The following is a 20,646-nucleotide window of genomic DNA, read 5'->3' on the forward strand; positions in this document are numbered from 1 at the left end:
CAAGTAGTGCGCGGGGCAGACAATAGTGGATGCTTCATGCAGTGGATTCGGTACAATAGCCCGGCAAGCCCTTTCACTCTTTCCCGTGCAGCCATGAACCAACTCGAACAACTGAAGCAATTTACTACCGTGGTGGCCGACACCGGCGACTTCCAATCGATCCAGGCTTACACGCCGCGCGACGCGACGACGAATCCGTCGCTGATCCTGAAGGCCGTGCAGAAGGATGAATACAAGCCGCTGCTGGAAAAGGCCGTGCGCGACCATCCGAACGCCTCCACCGCTGAAATCATCGACCGCCTGCTGATCGCGTTTGGCGTGGAAATCCTGCAGACCATTCCCGGGCGCGTCTCCACCGAAGTCGATGCGCGCCTGTCGTTCGACACGGAAGGCACGGTGGCCAAGGGCCGCGACCTGATCGCCCTGTATTCGAACGCCGGCATTGCGCGCGAGCGCGTGCTGATCAAGATCGCCTCCACCTGGGAGGGCATCCGCGCCGCCGCCATCCTGGAAAAGGAAGGCATCCGCTGCAACATGACCCTGCTGTTCTCGCTGGCCCAGGCCATCGCCTGCGCCGAAGCGGGCGCGCAGCTGATTTCGCCGTTCGTCGGCCGCATCTACGACTGGTACAAGAAGTCGACGGGCATCGACTACGTGGGCGCGGAAGACCCGGGCGTGCAGTCGGTCCGGCGCATCTACAATTACTACCGCAAGTTCGGCTACAAGACCGAGGTGATGGGCGCGAGCTTCCGCAACACCTCGCAAATCCTCGAACTGGCCGGCTGCGACCTGCTCACCATCAGCCCCGACCTGCTGCAAAAGCTGGCCGACAGCGATGCGCCGGTGGAGCGCAAGCTGAGCGCCGAAGCGGCGCCGTCGACCAACATCGTGCAAATGTCGCTGAACGAAGAAGCCTTCCGCTTCATGATGAACGAAGACGCGATGGCGACGGAAAAACTGGCCGAAGGCATCCGCGCCTTCTGCGTCGATTCCGGCAAGCTGAAACAGATGATCGCGGCGCTGCGCTGATCGTTTCATTTCGACAGGCGTAAAAAAAGCGGCGCCGTGCAGTGCACGGCGCCGCTTTTTTCATGCCGGGACGATCAGGAGCAACGGAAGGTCGCTACGCCCTGGTAATTGGCACCGTTGGCCAGCTGCGCCTTGTAGGCTGCCAGCAGCAGATAGCGGCCGGTGCCGCCGTCGCCCAGCATCAGCTGCGCGCCCGTGCCATTCGACAGATAGCCGCCGGTGATGCTGCTCGACGCTGCCGAAGCCAGGGTGGTGGTCGCCGTCACTTTGCCCGTGCTGCCGCCGGCGCTGGCGTCGATGGTCAGCGCCACCTTGGCGCCGGAGCCATCGAAGGACAGGCTGGCATTGCCGCTGGCCGTGCCGAAGTTGGCGCTCGACGGGACGCTGCTGCCGCCCGTATAGCTGGGCGACGTGAACGCGCCCGCATCGCAGGTGAAGGTGCCGCTCGCTGGCAGTGCGGCGAGCACGTTATAGGCGACGTAATGCGCGCTGGCATTGTTGCCGGTCAAGGTCGTGGCGCCGGAAATATTGCTGAACGCGCCCTTGAACCAGCGGCCCTGCGCGAAGGCGGCGTCGCCGCTGATGTCACGCGTCACGGACGGATTGCCCGTCAGGACGATGCTGCCGATCGTGCTCAAGGCGCCGGAGCTGTCCTGCACCAGCGTGCTGGCCTTGCCATTGCTCTGCAAGCCGATCGACGTAAAGACGAAACGGCTGTTGTCGCCATTGACGAAACGGGCGCTGACGGAGCCCGTGTCTTCGCCGGTGGCAGTCGGCGTGACGGCTACCACGGGCGGCGTGACCGGTACGACGGGCGGCGTGACGGGCACGACGGGCGGGTTCACGGCCACTACCGGGTCGGCTGGGGAGGACGAGCCGCCACCGCCGCAGGCAACGAGGGAGCCGGCGACGAGGGTCAAAACAAACGCGTGATTCAATTGCATACTATTCCAGTAAAAAAGGCGTGACACATCCTTGGCACATGCCAAAAACTTAACGCCGAGTATTATGCAATATTTCTCAAAAGAATGCTTGCCCAAAAGAAAATAACTAATACTAACAATGTGACTATCGCGCGAGCAACTGTGTCGCGGCGCCATGCTGAAGGTAGAATGCAAGGCTACAGTCCGCTTGCCGCTTTCTACGTTCCGCTTGCCTATTCCATCGCCCATGCAATCGCCAATCACCATCCGCCTGGGCCGCCGCGCCCGCGCCCGCATCGCCGAAAACGGCTTGCGCGCGCTTGACGTCGCCATCGTTCCCGCCGCCGCAGGCGGGCCGAAAGGCTTGATCCTGCACCAGCTCGATTGCTGGCTGTTCGGCGACTTTCTGCCGCAGGCGCCCCGTGCGCGCCAGTTTGTCGGCGCCTCGATCGGCGCCTGGCGCATGGCCGCCGCCGTGTTCCCCGACCCGGTCGCCGCGCAGCGCCGCCTGGTGCGCGAATACGTGGGCCAGCGCTACCCCGACAAACCCGATGCGGCGCACGTCAGCCGCACGTGCCGCGCCCTGCTCGACGCCGTCCTCGATGGCCAGGATGCGCAGCTGCTGCAGCACGCGCGGCATAGCCTGTCGGTGCTGGCCGTGCGCGGCATCGGCGCCCTGGCGCAGCCGGGAAAATGGCGCGACCGGCGCGGCTTCCTGCTGGCCGCCGCCGGCAATGCCGTGGCGCGCGCGCGCCTGGCCGCGTCGCTCGAACGAGCGGTGTTCCATGCGGGCCCCGATGGCGCCAGCTGGCTGCGCTCGCGCTTCGACGCCTTTCATTCCCATTTCGTGCCGCTGGCGCAGGACAACCTGCGCGATGCGCTGCTGGCCTCCGCTTCCATCCCGCTGGTGCTCGACGCGGTCACGGACATCGCCGGCGCGCCGCCGGGCCGCTACTGGGATGGCGGCCTGGTCGACTACCATTTGCACCTGCCCTACCAGCGCGAACCGGACCTGGTGCTATACCCGCACTTTGCCGATCATATCGTGCCGGGCTGGCTGGACAAGGCCATGCCCTGGCGCCGCGCCCGCAGCGGCGATAGCGCGCTCGACAACATGATCCTCGTCTCGCCCTCGCCCGCCTTCGTGGCCAGCTTGCCCAATGGCAAACTGCCGGACCGGCGCGACTTTCCCCATTACGGCCAGGACCACGCGGCGCGCATGCGCGACTGGCGCCGCGCCATCGCGGAAAGCGAGCGCATGGCCGCCGCCTTCGCCCGCTGGGCAGAGCAGCCGGACCTGCGCCAGGCGGGCGATCTGTAGCACGGGCGTGGCTGCAACAGGCGCCAAAACAGGCGCGCTTTTCCCTCGCCTATTGGTCACTAATCAGTGCATACTATGTCGCACAGGCAATTCAATTCCCCTTGCGACAGGAGTCCCACCATGCACGCCCTCTCCCACCTTCGTATCGGCACGCGCCTGGCTGCAGGCTTCGCGCTGGTGCTGCTGCTGTCCGTGATCTCCACCTCGTACGCGCTGTACAGCGCCCGCGTGAATGCGGAAGCGACCCGGCAAATGATGGAAAAACCGCTGGCCAAGGAACGCCTGGTGTCGGACTGGTATGTGCTGATTTACTCGGCCATCGCGCGCACCTCGATGATCGCCAGGAGCAAGGATGAAACGCTGTCGAACGTATTTGCCGACACCATCGCCGACAGCACGAAGCAGGGCAGCGAACTGCTGAAGAAAATCGAGGCGCTGCTCGACAGCGACGAAGAAAAAAGCATCTTCAAGGCGTCCATCGCCGAGCGCGTCAAATACCAGGATGCCAAGACCCTGGTCATGGATGCGCGCAAGGCCGGCAACGCGGCGCAGGCGGAAAGCACCTACCGCGACAGCTTCGCGCCGGCCGCCACCAATTACCAGAACAACGTCAAGGCCCTGCTGGCGCAGCAGCGCAAGGCCATCGACGCCACGGCGCAAGCCATCGAAGCGGCCAACGAACGCAGCTTCACCCTGCTGCTGACCCTGTGCGTGCTGGTGGTGGCGCTGGGCAGCGTCTGCGCCTGGCTGATCACGCGCTCGATCACGCAGCCATTGAAGGCCGCCGTGAAAGTGGCTGAAACGGTGGCCGACGGCGACCTGCGCACGCATTTCGGCACGCCTGCCAGCGATGAAATCGGCGACCTGATGCGCGCGCTGCACGGCATGAACGAGGCGCTGCGCAAGGTGGTGTCGGAAGTGCAGACGGGCACCAACGCGATTGCCACGGCATCGGGCGAAATCGCTGCGGGCAACCAGGATTTGTCGGCGCGCACGGAGCAGCAGGCCAGTTCGCTGGAAGAAACGGCGTCCTCGATGGAAGAGCTGACCAGCACCGTGAAGCAGAATGCCGACAATGCGCGCCAGGCCAACCAGATGGCGGTAGCCGCTTCCGGCGTGGCCGAACGGGGCGGCAGCATCGTCAGCCAGGTGGTCGACACCATGGGCGCCATCGACACGGCATCGACCAAGATCGTCGACATCATCGGCGTCATCGACGGCATCGCCTTCCAGACGAATATCCTGGCATTGAATGCGGCCGTCGAAGCGGCCAGGGCCGGCGAGCAGGGGCGCGGCTTTGCCGTCGTCGCCACGGAAGTGCGCAGCCTGGCGCAGCGTTCGGCCGCGGCGGCGCGCGAAATCAAGACCCTGATCGGCGACTCCGTGGAACAGGTCAACAACGGCACCCGGCTGGTGCAGCAGGCCGGCAGCACCATGGGCGAAGTGGTCGACAGCGTGCGCCGCGTCACCGACATCATGGCCGAGATCACTGCCGCCAGCGCCGAGCAAAGCATGGGCATCGACCAGGTCAACCAGGCCATCGCGCAGATGGACCAGGTGACGCAGCAAAATGCGGCCCTGGTGGAAGAAGCGGCAGCGGCGGCCGAAAGCATGCAGGACCAGGCGGCGCGCCTGGCGCAAGTGGCGGCCGGCTTCCAGCTTGAGCACATGGTCACGGCGCCGCCAGTGCGCGCCGCGCGGCCGGCGCCCTCCCAGCTGGCCAGGCCGGCGGCCAGAAGCGCGCCCGCCAGGCAGCCAGGCACTGTTGTCAGGAGCGCGCCCCCTGCGCGCAAGCCCCAGGCGCACGTGGCTGGCGAGCAGGACTGGGAAGAGTTTTAAGGCTGGCGGCAGGGCCCTTCAAAAGCGTTTGACAGCGCCGTGGCGCGCGAGGATACTTGTTTCAGGTGGCATGGCGCACCACCGGCAGCGATACGTGTTGCGCCTGACATCGTTCTGCGGGAGCACGAACATGAAACGCATCAGCGAACAGCTGCGCCTGGGCTTCCTGTCCCCCTTGCTGCTGTGCGCAGCCCTTGCCGGCTGCGCCACGGCGCCCGCCACTCCGCCTCCGCCCGACCTGTTCAACGATGCCAGCTTTGCCGCGCCGGCCGCGCCGATCGAGCCGCAGCAGGCGTTTGCCATGAGCGAGGCCATGCGGCAATATGTGCGTGTCGATATCGCGCGCGAGGCGCGCGGCAAGAATCCCCGCCGCGCCCTCGCCGATGCCCTGCGCAACAGGGCGGGACTGCAGCTGGAATATGATGCCGCCATGACGCGCACGGCGGCACAGGCGTTCGACGCGCGCAGCGGCAACTGCCTGTCGCTGGTGCTGATGACGGCCGCGCTGGCCAAGGAGATGGGACTCGATGTGCACTACCAGGTGGTCCTGGGAGAAGAAAGCTGGAGCCGCAGCGGCGGCATGTATTTCGTCGCCGGCCACGTCAATCTCGCGCTGGAACGCCGTGCCGCCAGCAATACGGTCGGCTACGACGCCGATGCCATCCTGCTCATCGACTTCCTGCCCGGCGAAGACCTTGCCGGCCAGCGCACGCTGCAAATCGGCGAATCGACCATCCTGGCCATGTATCTCAACAACCGCGCCGCCGAAACCATGGCCAGCGGCGAGCTCGATCAAGCCTACTGGTATGCCCGCGCCGCCATCCTGCAAGACCCCACGTTTGCGGGCGCCTTCAATACGCTGGGCATCATCCAGCTGCGCCACGGCGACGTCGAGCCGGCGCGGCGCACGCTCGCCTACGCACTGGAACGCTCGCCAACGAACACGGTGCTGCTGTCCAACCTGGCACAGGCACTCGACGGCCTGGGACGCGCGGACGAAGCGCAGCTGCTGCGGCGCAAATTGCTGGCGCTGCAGCCAGAGCCCCCCTTCCACTTTTTCAACCTGGGCCAGCGCGCCATGGAAACGGCCGACTACCAGGAAGCGGCACGCCTGTTCAAGCGCGAGATCGCGCGCGACCCCTACTATCATGAATTCCACTTCTGGCTGGCACAGGCGTATGCGCGCATGGGCCAGCTGGCGCAGGCGGGCCGGCAGCTGGAACTGGCGATGGACAACAGCACCACGCGCAGCGATCACGGGCTGTACGCGGCCAAGCTGCAGCGGCTGCGCGCCGCCGCCACGCACTAATCTTCCAGGAACATCTGCTGCAGGTCGTTCAGGAAGCGCAATCCCAGTTCCGTCGGGCGGATGATCTGGTGGTCGCGGTACAGCAAGCCTTTCGCCTCGGCCGCATTCAGCGGCTGCTCGATGGCATTGATGGCCAGCCCCGTGCGCTCGGCGAACAGGTTGGGCGAAAAGCCCTGCGTCAGGCGCAGGGTATTGAGCATGAACTCGAAACCCATCTCCTCGCGCGCCAGTTCGCGTTCTTCCTGTACGGGGTTGCCGGCGATGACCGCATCCATGTATGCCTTCGGCTGCTTGTAGCGGGCCTGGCGCAGCACGCGGTGCGGGAACGAGATCTTCGAATGGGCGCCCGCGCCGATGCCCAGATAGTCGCCGAATTCCCAGTAGTTTCGGTTGTGCCTGGCCTGGCGGCCCGGCTGCGCGTAGGCCGACACTTCATAGCGGCCGTAGCCGGCCTGCGCCGCGCGCGCGGCCACCATGTCGGCGATGTCGGCGCTCTCGTCGTCGTCCGGCAGCACGGGCGGGTACTTGGCGAACAGGGTGTTCGGCTCCAGGGTCAGGTGGTACAGCGACAGGTGCGGCGGCGCGAACGACAGCGCCGTCTCCAGGTCCTGCTGCGCCTCGGCCAAGGTTTGCGTGGGCAGCGCGTACATCAGGTCGAGGTTGAAATTATCGAAGTGGGCGTGCGCGATCTCCACCGCGCGGCGCGCCTCGGCATCGTCATGGATGCGTCCCAGCGCCTGCAGATGGCGGCCATTGAAGCTCTGGATGCCGATCGACAGGCGGTTGATGCCGCTGGCCCGGTAGGACTTGAATTTTTCCGTTTCAAACGTGCCCGGATTGGCTTCCATGGTGATTTCGCAATCGGGCTCCAGCGGCAGCAAGGTGCGCACGTCCGACATCAGCCGGTCCAGACCCGCCGCCGACATCAGGCTGGGCGTGCCGCCGCCGATGAAGATGGTGTGGATCTTGCGGCCCCAGATCAGCGGCAGCGCCATTTCCAGGTCCAGGCGCAGGGCCGCCAGGTATTCGGCTTCCGGGAAGCTGCCGCGCACTTCATGCGAGTTGAAATCGCAGTACGGGCATTTTTTCACGCACCAGGGGAAATGGATGTACAGCGACAGCGGCGGCAGAGCCGCCAGGTTCAGCGCGCCCGGCTGCAGATACTTCAGCGCTGCGCCCGCCGCGCCGGAAATGCCGTCCTGCGGCGCGGGCGAAGCGCCCGGCTTGGCTGCCGACTTGGCAACGGCGCCCACCAGTTTGATCGGGATCATCGCAGCTTTTCCACCAGCGCGCGCAGGGCCTGGCCACGGTGCGACAGCGCGTTCTTTTCATCGGACGTCAGTTCGGCCGCGCACTTGCCCAGCGCAGGGATATAGAAATGCGGATCGTAGCCGAAGCCGCCCTGGCCGCGCGGCGCGGCAATCATTTCGCCATTCCAGCGGCCGTCGGCGATCACCGGCTGCGGGTCGTCCGCATGGCGCACGTAGACCAGCACGCAGTAGTAATACGCGGACTTGTCGGCATGCGCCTCGAGGTCGGCGATCAGCCTGGCGCTGTTGGCGGCATCCGATTTCGGCTCGCCTGCATAGCGGGCCGAGTACACGCCGGGGGCGCCGCCGAGCGCGTTGACGCACACGCCGGAATCGTCGGCCAGCGCCGGCAAGCCCGTCAGGCGAGCCGCATGGCGCGCCTTTTGCAGCGCGTTTTCAACGAAGGTGTGGAACGGTTCCTCGCTTTCCGGGACGTCGTACTCGCCCTGGGCGTGGACGGAAAAACCGATGGTCGAGAGCAGCTCGTTGAATTCCTTGAGCTTGCCGGCGTTATTGGAGGCGAGAATGAGGCGTTGGGTCATGGGGCAATATCCGGTTGAGCGGCCACCCGTTCGGTGGCGGCATGAAGTGCCGACATTGTAAACCTTTTGCGCCCCCCTCACCTCGCCCCGCCGCCGCCATCGGAAGCGGCAGCTGTGGGCTATTTGCCCCGCGCGGCGGGCGGCAGGATGTAAATCTACGTAAAGATTACAGGCCCAGCGCCTGCTTCTGCATGGCGATCAGATCGGCGATGCCGCCCTGCGCCAGGTCCAGCAAGCGGTTCATGCCGGCGCGGTCGAACGCGGCGCCTTCGGCCGTGCCCTGCACTTCGATGAAGTGGCCCGCTTCCGTCATCACCACGTTCATGTCCGTGTCGCAGCCCGAGTCTTCCACATAGTCCAGGTCCAGCACCGGCATGCCCTGGTAGACGCCCACCGAGATGGCGGCGACAAAGCTTTTCACGGGGATGGCGGCAATCGCGCCGCGCGCCTGCAGCTGGGAAAACGCGTCATACGCGGCCACCATGGCGCCCGTGATCGAGGCCGTGCGCGTGCCGCCATCGGCCTGGATCACGTCGCAATCGAGGTGCAGGGTGCGTTCGCCGAAAGCCTGCAAATCAAAGGCGGCGCGCAGCGAGCGGCCGATCAGGCGCTGGATTTCCTGCGTGCGGCCGGACTGCTTGCCGCGCGCCGCCTCGCGGTCCATGCGCGTGTGCGTCGAACGGGGCAGCATGCCGTACTCGGCCGTCAACCAACCCTGGCCCTTGCCTTTCAGGAAACCCGGCACCTTGTCTTCGATGCTGGCGGTGCAGATGACCTTGGTGTCGCCGCACTCGATCAGCACCGAACCTTCGGCATGCTTGGTGTACTGGCGGGTGATGCGGATGGCGCGCAGCGCATCGACGGCGCGGCCGCTCGGGCGGGATTCAAATGTCATGGGAGTGTCCTGTGTGATTGGGGTTGCGGCAGCGATTCTACCATCGCGCGCCCGTCTATTTGCAGTCATGCAACAGCGCAGGGCGCAATGGCGGGCGGTGCACACATGATCCCTACAATCCTGCCCCGCCAAACACAATTTTCTTTACAATGCCGTAAAACGCACACTATTCAGCAATTTTCAGGCCATCGTGCTCTTCGGTCCTGTTTTGCGGCGCGGGCGGTATTGCCTGCGCTGGCTGATTAAGTGTATAAGTGACTGTATACAAGATCAAATCGGGGAATCCTTTGAGCATTTCAAGCATGACAGGCTACGCGGTTGCCACCAGCGAAGGTGCTGCAGGCACACTGACAATTGAAATCAAGAGCGTCAACTCGCGCTTTCTCGACCTGCAATTCCGGATCAACGACGATCTGCGGGCCCTGGAGCCTGACTTGCGCGCCGCCGTCATGTCCGCCATCACGCGCGGCAAGGTCGAAGTACGCCTGAGCTTTGGCCGCAAGGCCGCGACGGCCGGCACGCAGGCGCTGAACCTGCCCCTGCTGGCCGAACTGGCGCGCCTGCAAAACGAAGTGGGCCAGCATTTTGTGTCCGCCCCCGTCATGACGGTGGCTGAACTGCTGCGCTGGCCTGGCGTCATCGAAGAAGCGCAAGTGGGCCAGGAATCCCTGCAGGCCGATGTGGGCGCGCTGACCAAACGCACGGTGGCCGCCTTCGTCGACAGCCGCAAGCGCGAAGGCGCGGCGCTCGAAGCCGTGCTGGTGTCGCGCATCGAAGCGATGGAAGCCATCGTCAAGCGCATCACGCCCCTGATTCCGCAAGTGGTGGCGGCCTTCCAGCAAAAAGCCATCGAGCGCATGCAGGACGCGCTGGGCCTGGCCAGCCAGGGCTCGAATTCGGCCCTGTCGCGCCAGGACGCCATGGAACGCATCCGCCAGGAAGTCATCCTGTACGGCATCCGCATCGACGTGTCGGAAGAACTGGCGCGCCTGTCGGCCCACCTGGGCGAAACGCGCCACATCCTCGCCAAGGGCGGGCAAGTGGGCAAGCGCCTCGATTTCATGATGCAGGAACTGAACCGCGAAGCCAATACGCTGGGCGCCAAGGCTTCCGTCAAGGAACTGGCCGACGCGTCGATGGACCTGAAGCTGCTGATCGAGCAGATGCGCGAACAAGTGCAGAACCTGGAATAAGCATGGCCGCGCCACGTCCATCGATGCTCGGCGCCGCCGTGCTGGCCCTGCTGGCGGCCGGCACGCAGGCGCAACCGGTACAGGCGGTGCAGCAATTGTCGCCGTATGCGATCGAAGGCTGCGCGTCCGGGTGCTTCGCCCTCAAGGAACGGGGCGCCGCCATCTACACGGGCGCCGACGCCGCCTCCTACCGTATCTGTTCGCGCAGCAACCTGGGCGCGGAAGTGTCGGTCGACAGCGCCGTCGTGCGCCTCAGCAACCGCGACTGCACCGATGTGAACGGACGGGTCATCGTCCTCAACGCGGGCGAAATCGCGCTGGGCCGGCTGCCCCGCTAAGGGCAGGCAAGGACGCGCAAGCCCGGCGTCAGGCCAGGCGGATTCCCGCGCGCCCCTTGTCGGCGGCGGCGATGACCACGCAGGCAACGAACAGCACGATGCTGTATTCCACGCCGCCGGCGCCATGCTCGCCCACGAACCAGCCCTTGGCCGCATGCACGATGGCGATGCCGCCGATGCAGATCACCATCAGTCCGGCCGCCGCCCAGCGCGTGTATTTGCCGGCGATCAGCAAACTGCCACAAACGATCTCGACGGCGGTAATCGCCCACACGACGGCCAGTCCATAGACAAAACCCTTGTCTTCCAGGAAACCGGCAAAACGGGGAATGGTGCCATTGGCGATGCGCGTGATCGCGTGCGCCATGAACATCACGGCAATGGCCACGCGCAGCAGCAACATGGCCTGGGCAGGACTGAGGAACGGGAAATTTTTCATGCGCTGATCCTGTCGTTAAAATAATTATTAAGAAAAAACCATTCCAAATTAAATAACTATTTCTTCAGGATAACAAGCAAAATATGCGCAAGCGGGGCGGCAACGCGCATCGCGGGACTGGCTCGCTGCCTTGCCTCTTGGTAAAATACCGAATTGGGCGGCGCCCACGCACGCGCAGGCGCCGCCATCACACGCATATGGAAAGATCCGCATGAGCCACCCTACCGCCTTCTCCGGCAGCCTGTTCGTGGTCGCCGCGCCATCGGGCGCCGGCAAATCGACACTGGTCAATGCATTGCTGGCGCAAGAGCCCGGCATCAAATTGTCGATCTCGACCACCACGCGCGCGCCCCGTCCGGGCGAGCAGCACGGCCGCGAGTACTATTTCACGACAGCGGAAGACTTTGTCGCGCGCGCCGACCAGGGCGAATTCCTGGAGTGGGCGGAAGTACACGGCAATTACTACGGCACCTCGCGCATCATGGTGGAGCAGCAGATGCTGGCCGGCACCGATATCCTGCTGGAAATCGACTGGCAGGGTGCGCGCCAGGTGCGCAAGCAATTTCCCCGCGCGGCCGGCATTTTCATCCTGCCGCCGTCGATCGATGCGCTGGAAGAACGCTTGAACAAGCGCGGCCAGGACGAGCCGCACGTGATCACGCGCCGCCTGCTGGCGGCCGGCGGCGAAATCGCACACGCTCCCGAGTTCGAGTATGTTATTATCAATGAAGAGTTTACGGTCGCTTTGTCCGAACTGAGCGCGATCGTGAGAGCGGCCCGTTGCCGGTTTGCGCAACAAGCGGCCCGCAACGCATCGCTATTCGCCCAGCTGGGCCTGCACGCAGAATAATCGTCTCGGCACGCCAGTTCACACAGCGCCACGCACCACTATTAGGAGTTACTATGGCCCGTATCACCATCGAAGATTGCCTGAAACAGATCCCTAACCGCTTTCAGCTGACCCTGGCTGCAACGTACCGCGCACGTCAGTTGTTGCAAGGCCACACCCCTAAGGTGGAAGCCAAGGACAAGCCTACCGTTGTCGCACTGCGTGAAATCGCTGCCGGTAAAGTCGGCATCGAAATGCTGAAAAAGGTCCCGATGTAATTGGGAAGCCGCGTGCCGGAACAGTGCTGACCCCTGGTTCTACCGTATCCTTTATTCACACTGTGAAGCAACGCGACGTTTTATGAGTCTGACCCCAGCCGACACGACTTCCGCAGCACTGCCGCCCCTGGCCCCGCGCCAGGCGGCAAAACCACAGGGTGCTTCCGCGCCCGGTGCCGGCACGTCCGGCGGCAACACCCTCCCGGTACCGCCAGCGCCCGCCCTCGGCGTGGCCTCCGTCAGCCACCTGGCCGACAAGCTGGCCGAATACCTGTCTCCCGCCGACCTGAAAAAAGTCAAGGAAGCCTACCGCTTCTCCGACGAAATGCACCTGGGCCAGATGCGCCGCTCGGGCGAGCCGTATATCTCGCATCCGATCGCCGTCGCGGAAATCTGCGCCGACTGGAAGCTCGACGCGCAAGCCATCATGGCCGCCCTGCTGCACGACGTCATGGAAGACCAGGACGTCAAGAAGGAAGAGTTGATCGAACGCTTCGGCGCGCCCGTGGCGCATCTGGTCGACGGCCTGTCCAAGCTGGAAAAGATCGAATTCCAGAGCCAGATCGAAGCGCAGGCGGAAAACTTCCGCAAGATGCTGCTGGCCATGGCCTCCGACGTGCGCGTGATCCTGATCAAGCTGGCCGACCGCCTGCACAATATGCGCACCCTGGACTTCATGACGGCAGCGAAAAAGCGCCGCATCGCCAGCGAGACCATGGAAGTGTACGTGCCGATCGCGCACCGTCTCGGCCTGAACAATATTTATCACGAGCTGCAGGACCTGTCGTTCTCGCACCTGTATCCGATGCGCTACCGCACCCTGGCGAAAGCCGTCAAGGCGGCGCGCGGCAACCGGCGCGAAGTGGTCAACAAGATCATGGAAGCGGTGAAAAGCACCTTGTCCATGGCCGAACTCGAGGCCGACGTCACGGGCCGCGAAAAGACCCTGTACGACATCTATAAAAAGATGCGCAGCAAGCATTTGTCGTTTTCGCAAGTGCTGGACGTGTACGGCTTCCGCGTGGTGGTGGGCAGCTTTGCCGACTGTTACGTGACCCTGGGCACCCTGCACAGCCTGTACAAGCCCATGCCGGGCAAGTTCAAGGATTACATCGCAATCCGCAAGCTGAACGGCTACCAGTCGCTGCACACGACCGTCATCGGTCCCTACGGCACCCCCGTCGAATTCCAGATCCGCACGCAGGAAATGCACCGCACGGCCGAATCGGGCGTGGCGGCGCACTGGCTGTACAAGAGCGGTGAATCGAACCCGTCCGACCTGCAGCAGCGCACGCATGCCTGGCTGCAATCCCTGCTCGACATCCAGCAGCAGACGGGCGACTCGGCCGAATTCCTCGAGCACGTCAAGGTCGACCTGTTCCCCGATTCCGTCTACGTGTTTACGCCGAAGTCGAAGATCATCGCCCTGCCGCGCGGCGCCACGGCCATCGACTTCGCCTATTCGATCCATACGGGCATCGGCGACCAGACCGTGGCCGTCAAGATCAACAACGAAACCTCGCCCCTGCGCACCGAGCTGCACAATGGCGACATCGTGGAAATCATCACGGATTCCTCGTCGCGCCCCAGCCCCACGTGGCTGTCGTTCGTGCGCACCGGCAAGGCCCGTTCGGCCATCCGCCACCATTTGCGCACGATCAACCTGCCCGAATCGATCGCGCTGGGCCAGCAACTGCTGTCGCAGGCGCTGCACACCCTGAACATCGACGCCGACCTGCCGGCGCCGCTGGTCGAACGCCTGCTCAACGAATCGAGCGCCAATTCCATGGACGAGCTGTACGCGGACATCGGCATCGGCAAGCGCATGGCCACCCTGGTGGCGCGCCACATCTTCGGCCTGATCGGCGGCGAAGCAGCCAGCATGCCCGTGGAACACAACAGCGGCAGCGAACTCGACCCTGTCACCATCTGCGGCAGCGAAGGCGTGTCCGTGCAGCTGGCGCCGTGCTGCCTGCCGATACCCGGCGACCAGATCATCGGCCAGCTGCGCCGCGACCAGGGCTTGCTCGTGCACACGAGCGATTGCTCGCAGGCAAAACGCCAGCGCGCCAAGGAACCGGACCGCTGGATCGCCGTGCGCTGGGGAAGCGAACTGAACCGCCGTTTCGACTGCCGCATCAAGGTGCTGATCAACAGCGAACGGGGCATCCTGGCCCGCGTGGCCGCCGAAATCGGCGAATCGGACGCCAACATCATCTATGTGGGCATGGACGAAGACAAGGACAACGTCCTCGACCAGCTGCGCTTCACCGTGCAGGTCAAGGACCGCGTCCACCTGGCCGCCCTGCTGCGCAATGTGCGCCGCGTCGCCGGCGTCAACCGCATCTTGCGCGAACGTAATTAACATCGTTGGCAAAGAGCCGGGGTCAGACCCGCCGGGTCTGACCCCAGTTTTCCGCTGCTGGCTACCGGCTCATTTCCGCAACACACCGCAGAAACACCTGATCTCCTACCGCAAATTCAGCATTGATTGCCTCTCGCAGTTGCCCAACGCAACGCTCGCCTATTTCATCTTGAAATAAGACTTGATATGTTTTTTGCCGTTCAAGCGCATTACTTCCAAGCATTAAATACAAGGAGTGCGGAGACAGCAGATCATCATGCATCCCCTGCGCATTGCTCCGATAGCTGGACCAGCAATATTGTCCAGGCAACGCCACAATTCCCGCCCTGACGGGATTCAGTTCGATATAGCGCTGGCAAATCAATAAATAACGCTCGCCCTGCACCAGGCAGGATTTGTAGCGGCCCTCCCACAAGCTGCCCGTGCGGCCATGACGCCAGTTGAAATACTGTCCATAACGTTGGTTCAGCATTTTCATCAGCAACGACAGGGAGGCTGTGCTTTGCGTGGACAGCAAGAGATGCACATGATTACTCATCAGCACATAGGCATGCAGATGGCATGGCACAAGCGCCAAACAGCCGCGCAGATAATCAAGATAACGCTGTTTATCCTGCCCATCAAAAAGCACGCCTGGCGATTCACTCCGCGCTGCACCACATGCAAGGGCACACCGGGCATGACGAGGCGAAGGCGGCGTGGCATGGCGACTCCTGATACCGGCTCTGAATGTCTAGTGTGCCTGCGCGCGCCTCCGGCACACTGCGCCACCGCAAGCTACCCCTCCCCCGGCGCCGGATACGTCACTTCCAGCAACTCCAGTTCCTGTTCCCCCAGCGGCGTGTTGAGGGTGATCACGTCGCCTTCGCGCGCCTTGGTGATGGTGCGGGCCATGGGCGAGACCCAGCTGATCTTGCCGTTCAGGGGGTCGAATTCATCGATGCCGACGATGGTGATGGTGTGCGTTTCGCCGTCGCTGGTACGGTAGGTCACGGTGGCGCCGAAAAACACCTGGTCGTTGCCATGGTGTACGCTGGGGTCGACGATGGCGGCCAGGTCCATGCGCTTGGTGAGAAAACGGATACGGCGGTCGATCTCGCGCAGGCGCCGCTTGCCGTAGATATAGTCGCCATTTTCCGAACGGTCGCCATTCGACGCCGCCCAATGCACGATGCGCACCACTTCCGGACGGTCGACGTCGATCAGCTGCAGCAGCTCGTCCTTGATGCGCTGGTAGCCGGCCGGCGTGATGTAGTTCTTCGCGCCCGCGGGAATGGCCAGCGCCAGCGCGGCCGCTTCCTCATCGTCGTCGTTGTCCGATTCTTTTACAAAGGCTTTATTCATCCGTCTATTGTAGCCCCACCAGGGAGGCTCGGGCACACCCAATGCGGGGGCAAACGGGCTTTTTTGACGTATCATCGTGGCAATCGCGGCAAACCTGCGCCGCACACGGAGACGGATGAAAAAATTCTACAGAGTCAGGCGCTGGCTGTTCGCGCCGCTGGTCTACCTGGCCGCCATCTTCCTGCTGATCGAGGAATGGCTATGGGCGACGGGCGCGCGCATCATGCAGGTGGTGGCGCAATTTCCGCCCCTGCATGCACTGGAAGCGTGGATCAAGCGCCTGCCGCCGTACTGGGCGCTGGCCATCTTCGTGCTGCCGGCCGTGCTGCTGTTTCCCGTCAAGCTGCTGGCCCTGCTGGCGATCGCGCGCGGCCATGCGTTTTCCGGCATCGGCGTGATCGTCATCGCCAAGCTGGGCGGCGCTGCCGCCGTGGCCCGCCTGTACAGCCTGACGCGTCCCGCCCTGCTCGGTTTGCCGTGGTTTGCGCGCTGGCATGGCCTGTTCATGGAAACCAAGGACCGCTGGATCGCCCGCCTGCGCGCCACGCGCCCATGGCGGCGCGTCAGCCGCCTGTCGGCCGCGCTGGGCCGCGCCCGTCGCGCCTGGTGGCAACGCCTGCGCAAGGGCACGCCAGGGCGCCATAATTCCCGCCCGGCACGGGTGCTGCGCCGCTTCGCCGCCTTCTGGCGCGCACGCCGCAGATGAAGAAAGGCAACGCCATGCACGACACTCCCCGGCTGGCGCCCGCCATGCGCGCGGCGGCGCCGGAAATCTACCTGTACGATGCGGCCAGCTTGCAATTGCTGGACGCCAACGATGCCGCCTGCGACAACTTGCAGTATGCACGCAAGGAATTGCGCGCGATGACGCCGTTCACCCTGGCGCCGCAGCTCGACGCGCAACAGCTGGCCGCCGTGCTGGCGGGCCTGGACGACAGCATCGGCGCGCAAACCCTGCTGCATGTGCAGCAGCGGCGCCGCGATGGCAGCCTGTATTCGCTCAGCCTGCACCTGTCGCGCGCCAGCCGCCAGGGACGCGCCCTGCTCCTGGCCGAGGGCGAGGACTTGCGCACGCCGCAGGCAACGGCCGCCGCCCTGGCGCAGGTGCAGTCGCGCTTCAACGCCATCGTCTCGAATACGCCGGGCCTCGTGTACCAGTTCTGCCTGCATGCGGATGGCCGCGCCGCCTTCCCCTACCTGAGCGATGGCTGCCAGGCCCTGCTGGGTCTGGGGCCGGCACAGCTGCACGCGCGTCCGGAACTGTTCTACCAGCTGATCCTGGCCGACGACCGCGCCTCGTACCTGGAGTCGATGCTGGCCTCAAAGAACGCCTTGTGGAGCTGGAACTGGGAAGGCCGCATCTGGATCGATGCCTGGAAAGACGTCAAATGGATCAACCTGCGCTCCACGCCGCGCGCGCTGGCCGACGGCACGGTGCAGTGGGAAGGCATCATGACGAATATCACGGAAAGCCGGCTGGAACAGATCGAAGTGCGCCAGTCGCGCGCCCGCCTGGCCGAACTGACGGCGCATATCGACAAGGTCAAGGAACACGAACGCACGCGCCTGGCGCGCGAACTGCACGATGACCTGGGCGGCAATTTGACGGCGATCAAGATGGCCTTGGCCATGCTGGCGCGCCGCCTGCCGCCGGACGACCCGCTGCTGCAGGAAAAGGCCGACTATGTCGACGCCCTGGTCGACCGCAGCATCGATGCCGTGCACCGCATTTCGCTGGATTTGCGCCCCTCCATGCTGGACCTGGGCCTGGTCGCCGCGCTGGACTGGCAGCTGAAGGAGTTCGCGCGCCAGGCCGGCATCGAGTGCCAGTTCATTTCGAACCGCCAGCATATCGAACTGGAGCTGGACCAGGCGACCAGCCTGTTCCGCATTGCCCAGGAGGCGCTGACGAATATCGCCAAGCATGCGCAGGCCAGCAAGGTCAGCGTGCGCCTGGCCCGCCAGCGCCAGCACATCAGCCTGTCGATCGCCGACAATGGCGTCGGCATGCGCCTGTCGGACCGCGCCAAGCCGCAATCGTTCGGCATCCGCGGCATGGCCGAACGCGCCAGCGCACTGGGCGGCACCCTGAGCCTGTCCGACGGGCCCGGCGGCGGCACCATCCTGAGCATAAAAATCCGGCTGACCACGCCGCGAGAGGCGATAATAGCGGCTGCAGCCAGCGCACCAGCGCAAAGCGGTCCGCCGTAAGGCCACGGGGCCGCCGCCGGGCGCAGGGATTCAGATAGGAAACAACGCAGTCATGAAAGAAAAAGCCACCATCCGGGTATTCATCGCCGACGATCACGCGATCGTGCGCGAAGGCTTGAAACAAATCCTCGCCGATACGAAAGACATCATCGTGGCCGGCGAGGCCGAAAACGGCCACGACGCCATCAAACTGTTCCGCGGCTCGAAATGCCAGGTATTGCTGCTCGACATCTCCCTGCCCGACCGCAGCGGCATCGAAGTACTCAAGCAGATCAAGAAGGAAAAGCCGGAACTGGCCGTGCTGATGCTCTCCATGCACCGCGAAGACCAGTACGCGATCCGTTCGCTCAAGGCGGGCGCGGCCGGCTACCTGACGAAACAGAGTGCGCCGCGCGAACTGGTCACGGCCATCCGCCAGGTGGCGCAAGGCTTGAAATACATCAGCGCCTCGCTGGCGCAGGAACTGGCCAACACGGTGGGCGAAGACCACGAAACGGCCTTGCACGACACCTTGTCGGACCGCGAATACCAGACCCTGGTCATGATCGCCTCGGGCAAGGCCGTGGGCGCCATCGCCGAAGAGCTCAAATTGTCCGTGAAAACCGTCAGCGAATACCGCGCCCGCCTGCTGGTCAAGATGAAGCTCAAGAACAGCGCCGAACTGACGCATTACGCCATCCGCAACCAGCTGGTGGATTGACGGCAAAGCGGCATGCCCGCTGGCATCGGGCGAATTGACAGGACTTCTCCTAGCTTCTCGCACAATAAGTTCTTTGCCAACTCGCATATCATGAGGATAATTAGAAATATCTAAAAAGGCTGTGCCTACATGTCCAGTAAATTGCCCTCTTCACCAGCAAGCGCTCCTGCTGGCGCCACGAATACCGCCGCCGCTGCGGCGATGAACCCGGCCGATATCGCCCGCGAGGCGTTTCGCCGCCTGGCCACGCGCCGCATCGCCCCCACGCCCAGCGCCTACCGCGACATCTACAATGAAATCGCGGGCATCAGCGAAGCCGCGGACAGCCCGGCCGTGCCGGGAGCCGTGCTGGCCGCCAGCGCCCCGCCGGACGGCGGCGCGGAAAACGTCCTGACGCAGTTTGCCGTCAAGATGAGCGAATCGGCCGGCGAACTGGGTGACTTTGGCCGCCGCTTCCAGCGCGCCCTGAAAGCGCGCGACTGGGACAGCTATGCGCGCACGCTGGCGCAACTGGCGGAAAAACAGGTCAAGAAAGGCGGCGGCATCGAATTGCCTCCGCTGCCGGATGGCGAGCAGACGCGCACCTTGCGCGAATTGCTCAGCCGCACCCTGGGCTTTGCCGTCGCCACCCTGCTGACGGGCACGCCGGCGCTGGTGGAAGAGGCCGAATCGCTGGGTGCGGCCATCAAGCAGGCGCATACGGAAGAAGCACTGAACGAGGCGGCCCTGCGCCTGAAACAGCTGTGCTACCAGATCGAACTGAAGAGCGGCGACACGGCCGAACAGCAGGAATTGCTGCTGCGCCTGTTCAAGCTGCTGCTGGATAACGTCAGCCAGTTGCTGGACGACGACAGCTGGCTGCGCGGCCAGGTCGACGCCGTGCAAAACCTGATTGCCGGTCCCCTCGACCAGCGCGCGCTGGAAGACGCCACGCGCAGCCTGAAGGAAGTCATCTACAAGCAGAGCCAGCTCAAGCACAGCCTGTCCGACGTCAAGCTGACGGTCAAGAACATGATGATGACCTTCATCGACCGCCTGGGCCAGGTGGCGGCCAGCACGGGCGACTTCCACGAAAAGATCGGCGGCTATTCGGAAAAGATCAGCCAGGCGGAAAACATCAGCGAACTGAACAACGTTCTCGACGAAGTCCTGCGCGAAACGCGCATGGTGCAGAACGAAGCGTTGCGCGCACGCGACAAAATGGTGCTGGCGCGCCAGGAAGTGCAGGATGCGGAACAGCGCATCCACACCCTGGAAGCCAAGCTCCAGCATATGAGCGAACTGGTGCGCGAAGACCAGCTGACGGGCAGCCTGAACCGCCGCGGCCTGGACGACGTGTTCGAGCGCGAGACGGCCCGTTCCGACCGCCGCGGCACGCCCCTGTGCATCGCCATGCTGGACCTGGACGATTTCAAGCGCCTGAACGATACCTATGGCCACCTGGCCGGCGATGCCGCCCTGAAACACCTGGTGAAGATCGTCAAGGAAACCCTGCGCTCGATGGACGTCATCGCCCGCTTCGGCGGCGAGGAATTCCTCATCCTGCTGCCGGAAACCACGGTCGAAGCCGCTTCGTCGACGATGACGCGCCTACAGCGCGAACTGACCCGGCATTTCTTCTTGCACGACAATGAAAAAGTCCTGATCACCTTTTCCGCCGGCGTGGCCCTGCGCCTGCCCAACGAAGACCAGGCCGAACTCGTCAAGCGCGCCGACCGCGCCATGTACCAGGCCAAGCAAACGGGCAAGAACCGCGTGGTGGTGGCCGATTAAACCCCGTC

The 20,646-nt window shown here is 64.1% G+C and carries 20 protein-coding genes; 13 read left to right on the forward strand and 7 right to left on the reverse strand.

The window, feature by feature from the left end:
• The first annotated feature begins 93 nt into the window (after nucleotides 1-93).
• A complete protein-coding gene (gene tal / locus GCN74_RS22395; protein WP_099666887.1) occupies nucleotides 94-1,029 on the forward strand; it encodes a transaldolase in 936 nt (311 codons plus the stop codon).
• A gap of 74 nt (nucleotides 1,030-1,103) precedes the next feature.
• Here the strand turns inward: tal and GCN74_RS22400 are convergent, their stop codons facing one another.
• Complete coding sequence (locus GCN74_RS22400) at nucleotides 1,104-1,973, reverse strand: hypothetical protein (RefSeq protein ID WP_152258723.1); 870 nt, start codon at nucleotides 1,971-1,973, stop codon at nucleotides 1,104-1,106.
• Between the two features lie 226 nt (nucleotides 1,974-2,199).
• Here GCN74_RS22400 and GCN74_RS22405 point away from each other — a divergent pair, with 226 nt between their 5' ends.
• The 3 genes from GCN74_RS22405 to GCN74_RS22415 all read left to right on the forward strand — a co-directional run bounded on the left by GCN74_RS22405 (nucleotide 2,200) and on the right by GCN74_RS22415 (nucleotide 6,421).
• A complete protein-coding gene (locus GCN74_RS22405; RefSeq protein ID WP_152258724.1) occupies nucleotides 2,200-3,273 on the forward strand; it encodes a patatin-like phospholipase family protein in 1,074 nt (357 codons plus the stop codon).
• Between the two features lie 120 nt (nucleotides 3,274-3,393).
• Entirely contained in the window at nucleotides 3,394-5,112 is a 1,719-nt protein-coding gene (locus tag GCN74_RS22410) for a methyl-accepting chemotaxis protein (RefSeq protein WP_152258725.1), read from the forward strand.
• A gap of 130 nt (nucleotides 5,113-5,242) precedes the next feature.
• On the forward strand, nucleotides 5,243-6,421 hold the full coding sequence (locus GCN74_RS22415) for a tetratricopeptide repeat protein (protein ID WP_152258726.1): 1,179 nt from the start codon (nucleotides 5,243-5,245) through the stop codon (nucleotides 6,419-6,421).
• Here GCN74_RS22415 and hemW read toward each other — a convergent pair.
• The 3 genes from hemW to rph all read right to left on the reverse strand — a co-directional run bounded on the left by hemW (nucleotide 6,418) and on the right by rph (nucleotide 9,168).
• Nucleotides 6,418-7,692, reverse strand: coding sequence for a radical SAM family heme chaperone HemW (hemW, locus tag GCN74_RS22420; RefSeq protein WP_152258727.1), 1,275 nt, complete (start codon nucleotides 7,690-7,692; stop codon nucleotides 6,418-6,420). The genes GCN74_RS22415 and hemW overlap by 4 nt on opposite strands.
• Nucleotides 7,689-8,273: an RdgB/HAM1 family non-canonical purine NTP pyrophosphatase gene (gene rdgB / locus GCN74_RS22425; protein WP_152258728.1), complete on the reverse strand. Its 585-nt coding sequence runs from the start codon at nucleotides 8,271-8,273 to the stop codon at nucleotides 7,689-7,691. Before rdgB ends, hemW begins: the two co-directional genes overlap by 4 nt.
• Before the next feature lie 166 nt (nucleotides 8,274-8,439).
• Nucleotides 8,440-9,168, reverse strand: a complete 729-nt coding sequence (gene rph / locus GCN74_RS22430; RefSeq protein ID WP_152258729.1) for a ribonuclease PH — start codon at nucleotides 9,166-9,168, stop codon at nucleotides 8,440-8,442.
• 302 nt (nucleotides 9,169-9,470) lie between these two features.
• On the opposite strand from rph, the gene GCN74_RS22435 reads away from it, so the two are divergent.
• Together GCN74_RS22435 and GCN74_RS22440 are read left to right on the forward strand one after the other, a co-directional pair.
• Nucleotides 9,471-10,361, forward strand: coding sequence for a YicC/YloC family endoribonuclease (locus GCN74_RS22435; RefSeq protein ID WP_152258730.1), 891 nt, complete (start codon nucleotides 9,471-9,473; stop codon nucleotides 10,359-10,361).
• Between the two features lie 2 nt (nucleotides 10,362-10,363).
• A complete protein-coding gene (locus tag GCN74_RS22440; protein WP_152258731.1) occupies nucleotides 10,364-10,699 on the forward strand; it encodes a hypothetical protein in 336 nt (111 codons plus the stop codon).
• 28 nt (nucleotides 10,700-10,727) lie between these two features.
• Here the strand turns inward: GCN74_RS22440 and GCN74_RS22445 are convergent, their stop codons facing one another.
• Nucleotides 10,728-11,138, reverse strand: a complete 411-nt coding sequence (locus GCN74_RS22445) for a DoxX family protein (protein ID WP_152258732.1) — start codon at nucleotides 11,136-11,138, stop codon at nucleotides 10,728-10,730.
• A gap of 211 nt (nucleotides 11,139-11,349) precedes the next feature.
• Here GCN74_RS22445 and gmk point away from each other — a divergent pair, with 211 nt between their 5' ends.
• The 3 genes from gmk (at nucleotide 11,350) to GCN74_RS22460 (ending at nucleotide 14,610) form a co-directional block, all read left to right on the forward strand.
• On the forward strand, nucleotides 11,350-11,988 hold the full coding sequence (gmk, locus tag GCN74_RS22450; protein WP_077407781.1) for a guanylate kinase: 639 nt from the start codon (nucleotides 11,350-11,352) through the stop codon (nucleotides 11,986-11,988).
• A 53-nt stretch (nucleotides 11,989-12,041) separates the two neighbouring features.
• Nucleotides 12,042-12,245, forward strand: coding sequence for a DNA-directed RNA polymerase subunit omega (gene rpoZ, locus GCN74_RS22455; protein WP_010400723.1), 204 nt, complete (start codon nucleotides 12,042-12,044; stop codon nucleotides 12,243-12,245).
• Nucleotides 12,246-12,327: 82 nt separating this feature from the next.
• A complete protein-coding gene (locus tag GCN74_RS22460; RefSeq protein ID WP_152258733.1) occupies nucleotides 12,328-14,610 on the forward strand; it encodes a RelA/SpoT family protein in 2,283 nt (760 codons plus the stop codon).
• Between the two features lie 61 nt (nucleotides 14,611-14,671).
• On the opposite strand, the gene GCN74_RS22465 is transcribed toward GCN74_RS22460, so the two are convergent.
• Together GCN74_RS22465 and greB are read right to left on the reverse strand one after the other, a co-directional pair.
• Nucleotides 14,672-15,241 (reverse strand): transposase, encoded by a 570-nt coding sequence (locus GCN74_RS22465; protein WP_226939170.1) that lies wholly within the window; start codon nucleotides 15,239-15,241, stop codon nucleotides 14,672-14,674.
• 146 nt (nucleotides 15,242-15,387) lie between these two features.
• Nucleotides 15,388-15,954 (reverse strand): transcription elongation factor GreB, encoded by a 567-nt coding sequence (greB, locus tag GCN74_RS22470; RefSeq protein ID WP_092710976.1) that lies wholly within the window; start codon nucleotides 15,952-15,954, stop codon nucleotides 15,388-15,390.
• A gap of 115 nt (nucleotides 15,955-16,069) precedes the next feature.
• On the opposite strand from greB, the gene GCN74_RS22475 reads away from it, so the two are divergent.
• From GCN74_RS22475 to GCN74_RS22490, 4 genes are all read left to right on the forward strand, one after another.
• Nucleotides 16,070-16,660: a hypothetical protein gene (locus tag GCN74_RS22475; protein WP_152258734.1), complete on the forward strand. Its 591-nt coding sequence runs from the start codon at nucleotides 16,070-16,072 to the stop codon at nucleotides 16,658-16,660.
• A 14-nt stretch (nucleotides 16,661-16,674) separates the two neighbouring features.
• On the forward strand, nucleotides 16,675-18,165 hold the full coding sequence (locus GCN74_RS22480; protein ID WP_226939171.1) for a sensor histidine kinase: 1,491 nt from the start codon (nucleotides 16,675-16,677) through the stop codon (nucleotides 18,163-18,165).
• Between the two features lie 52 nt (nucleotides 18,166-18,217).
• Nucleotides 18,218-18,865 (forward strand): response regulator transcription factor, encoded by a 648-nt coding sequence (locus GCN74_RS22485; protein ID WP_034753998.1) that lies wholly within the window; start codon nucleotides 18,218-18,220, stop codon nucleotides 18,863-18,865.
• Nucleotides 18,866-19,066: 201 nt separating this feature from the next.
• Nucleotides 19,067-20,638, forward strand: a complete 1,572-nt coding sequence (locus GCN74_RS22490) for a GGDEF domain-containing protein (protein ID WP_152258741.1) — start codon at nucleotides 19,067-19,069, stop codon at nucleotides 20,636-20,638.
• The last annotated feature ends 8 nt before the right edge of the window (nucleotides 20,639-20,646 follow it).

Origin of the sequence: Janthinobacterium sp. FT14W (genome assembly GCF_009208755.1) — a bacterium.
In the GTDB taxonomy this organism is placed as follows: domain Bacteria; phylum Pseudomonadota; class Gammaproteobacteria; order Burkholderiales; family Burkholderiaceae_D; genus Janthinobacterium; species Janthinobacterium violaceinigrum.

Excerpts from the sequence above, each read along its gene's own strand:
- tal (WP_099666887.1), top strand. The coding sequence starts at position 94 with ATGAACCAACTCGAACAACTGAAGCAATTTACTACCGTGGTGGCCGAC.
- GCN74_RS22400 (WP_152258723.1), bottom strand. The coding sequence starts at position 1,973 with ATGCAATTGAATCACGCGTTTGTTTTGACCCTCGTCGCCGGCTCCCTC.
- GCN74_RS22405 (WP_152258724.1), top strand. The coding sequence starts at position 2,200 with ATGCAATCGCCAATCACCATCCGCCTGGGCCGCCGCGCCCGCGCCCGC.
- GCN74_RS22410 (WP_152258725.1), top strand. The coding sequence starts at position 3,394 with ATGCACGCCCTCTCCCACCTTCGTATCGGCACGCGCCTGGCTGCAGGC.
- GCN74_RS22415 (WP_152258726.1), top strand. The coding sequence starts at position 5,243 with ATGAAACGCATCAGCGAACAGCTGCGCCTGGGCTTCCTGTCCCCCTTG.
- hemW (WP_152258727.1), bottom strand. The coding sequence starts at position 7,692 with ATGATCCCGATCAAACTGGTGGGCGCCGTTGCCAAGTCGGCAGCCAAG.
- rdgB (WP_152258728.1), bottom strand. The coding sequence starts at position 8,273 with ATGACCCAACGCCTCATTCTCGCCTCCAATAACGCCGGCAAGCTCAAG.
- rph (WP_152258729.1), bottom strand. The coding sequence starts at position 9,168 with ATGACATTTGAATCCCGCCCGAGCGGCCGCGCCGTCGATGCGCTGCGC.
- GCN74_RS22435 (WP_152258730.1), top strand. The coding sequence starts at position 9,471 with ATGACAGGCTACGCGGTTGCCACCAGCGAAGGTGCTGCAGGCACACTG.
- GCN74_RS22440 (WP_152258731.1), top strand. The coding sequence starts at position 10,364 with ATGGCCGCGCCACGTCCATCGATGCTCGGCGCCGCCGTGCTGGCCCTG.
- GCN74_RS22445 (WP_152258732.1), bottom strand. The coding sequence starts at position 11,138 with ATGAAAAATTTCCCGTTCCTCAGTCCTGCCCAGGCCATGTTGCTGCTG.
- gmk (WP_077407781.1), top strand. The coding sequence starts at position 11,350 with ATGAGCCACCCTACCGCCTTCTCCGGCAGCCTGTTCGTGGTCGCCGCG.
- rpoZ (WP_010400723.1), top strand. The coding sequence starts at position 12,042 with ATGGCCCGTATCACCATCGAAGATTGCCTGAAACAGATCCCTAACCGC.
- GCN74_RS22460 (WP_152258733.1), top strand. The coding sequence starts at position 12,328 with ATGAGTCTGACCCCAGCCGACACGACTTCCGCAGCACTGCCGCCCCTG.
- greB (WP_092710976.1), bottom strand. The coding sequence starts at position 15,954 with ATGAATAAAGCCTTTGTAAAAGAATCGGACAACGACGACGATGAGGAA.
- GCN74_RS22475 (WP_152258734.1), top strand. The coding sequence starts at position 16,070 with ATGAAAAAATTCTACAGAGTCAGGCGCTGGCTGTTCGCGCCGCTGGTC.
- GCN74_RS22480 (WP_226939171.1), top strand. The coding sequence starts at position 16,675 with ATGCACGACACTCCCCGGCTGGCGCCCGCCATGCGCGCGGCGGCGCCG.
- GCN74_RS22485 (WP_034753998.1), top strand. The coding sequence starts at position 18,218 with ATGAAAGAAAAAGCCACCATCCGGGTATTCATCGCCGACGATCACGCG.
- GCN74_RS22490 (WP_152258741.1), top strand. The coding sequence starts at position 19,067 with ATGAACCCGGCCGATATCGCCCGCGAGGCGTTTCGCCGCCTGGCCACG.